The sequence below is a fragment of the Streptomyces sp. NPDC058872 genome, from assembly GCF_042743065.1.
Lineage (GTDB): Bacteria > Actinomycetota > Actinomycetes > Streptomycetales > Streptomycetaceae > Streptomyces.
On sequence record NZ_JBHYMK010000147.1, the window covers coordinates 1 to 1669 of the forward strand.

General features: G+C 70.3%; 1 protein-coding gene. It reads right to left on the bottom strand.

Going from position 1 to position 1669, the window contains the following annotated elements:
- Positions 1-165: 165 nt before the first annotated feature.
- A complete protein-coding gene (locus ACFW22_RS35835; RefSeq protein ID WP_386412982.1) occupies positions 166-1542 on the bottom strand; it encodes an IS1380 family transposase in 1377 nt (458 codons plus the stop codon).
- Between the last annotated feature and the right edge of the window lie 127 nt (positions 1543-1669).

The window sequence follows — 1669 nt, forward strand, 5'->3', positions numbered from 1 at the left end:
TCTAGCCTCGAAGTTTCATGACGGTCCGCCGACGGAGTCGGTGGACCGTTTTCGTGCCGTGGGCTGAGGGTGTGCAGGCTGAGGGCCCGAGTGTCGCCTCGGGGTGGCGCCGGTTTCCACTGCTCCGGGCCGGTGGTGCTGTCGAAGGGACGGGGAATCCGCTGGTCAGTCAGGGGCGGGCAGTTGGGTGAGCCGGTCGAGGGCTGCGGTGATGTGACCGGTCCAGGGCCAGTGCCGGGCCAGGCGGAGGATTCGTCGGCGGCCGGTGGTCACGAGCTGTCCGGCCGCGGTGAACAGGCGGAGCCGTAGTCGGCGGGGCTCCCAGAGTCTGGCCTTGCCGGTCAGGGCGAGCATCGGCATCCAGGCCAGCAGGTCGAGAGCGATCTGCATGATCTCCAGCCAGAGCCGGTTCTGGGCCGTGCGGTGCAGGGGCAGGTTGCGCAGGCCGGTGGCCCGGGCGGCGCGGATGCGGTCCTCGGCCCGGGCCCGCAGCCGGTGACGGAGTTCGAGCTCGGTGATCGGCCGGCCAGGGGTGTTGGTGGCGAAGCAGGTCAGCCGCATGCCGTCCGCGTCCGTGAGCCGCAACTGGGCACCGGGGTGCGGCCGTTCCTTGCGGACGATCAGCCGCATACCCTTGGGCCAGCCGTCCAGAACGTCGCCGGTGAGTTCAGCGACCCAGGCGCCGTCGCGTATCTCGCCGTCGGCCTCGACGGCCGCCGTCCAGGCTGATGCCGGAACCTTCAGCACATGCTGATGGACCTGCTCGGTGATCACCATGCCGACCGAGTAGGACAGCCACCGTCCTCGCTGAGCGAGCCAGGCGACGAAGTCATGGGTGCCGCCCGCGGAGTCGGTGCGGATCAGGGTCCGGCGCCCGCGCCGGTGCTTCTTCGGCAGCTGGGCCAAGGCCAGTTGCGCGGCGGTGATGTGGTCGGTGGCCGTGTTCGATCCCGCGTTGCCCGGTCTGAGCAGGGCCGCGACCGGTTCACCCGTGCTGCCCGGTCCGTGGTCGACGAACCCCATCAGCGGGTGGTGGCCGTAGGTTCGCTTCCACGTGGGTGCGGCGTCCTCCTTCTCCGAGTGTGCGATCACCAGCACCCCGTCGAGGTCCACTGTCACCGTCCCGCCCGCATCAGGTGCCTTCCGGTCGGCCAACCGCCAGACACGCTCGCGGACGTCAGCCCGCGCGCCGCGAATGGCCCGCAGGGCCTTCTCCCCGGAGGCCGCGAGGGTGTCGATGAGGCGGGAGGCCGTCGGGTCGGAGGCCACCGGTCCGAACACGGCCGGCTCGGCCCGCAGCATGGCGACATCCGCCAGGCAGTCCCCGCCCGCGGCGACCGCCAGGGCCACGTCCAGCAGGATCTTGCCCGGATCGTGCACCGCCCGCGGCTTCCGCCACGGCGTCAGCGCCGCGGATATCGCGCTGTCCAAGCCGACCTTGCGGACGGTCTCGACCAGCAGCACGCCCCCGGCCTGCGAGACCACCGTCCGGCCGCCGCCCTCGATGCGGACACGCGGGTAGGACCCGATACGCTTCTTCACCTGGAGAGTGCTTCTTTCCGTGCAGCCAACAGGACCCTAGACAAGTCCCATCGTTGCAGGTCAGAAGCACTCTCCGCTTATTTGATCAAGCCTCGGACGCCCCGCCTCATGAAAGCGCGAGGCTAGC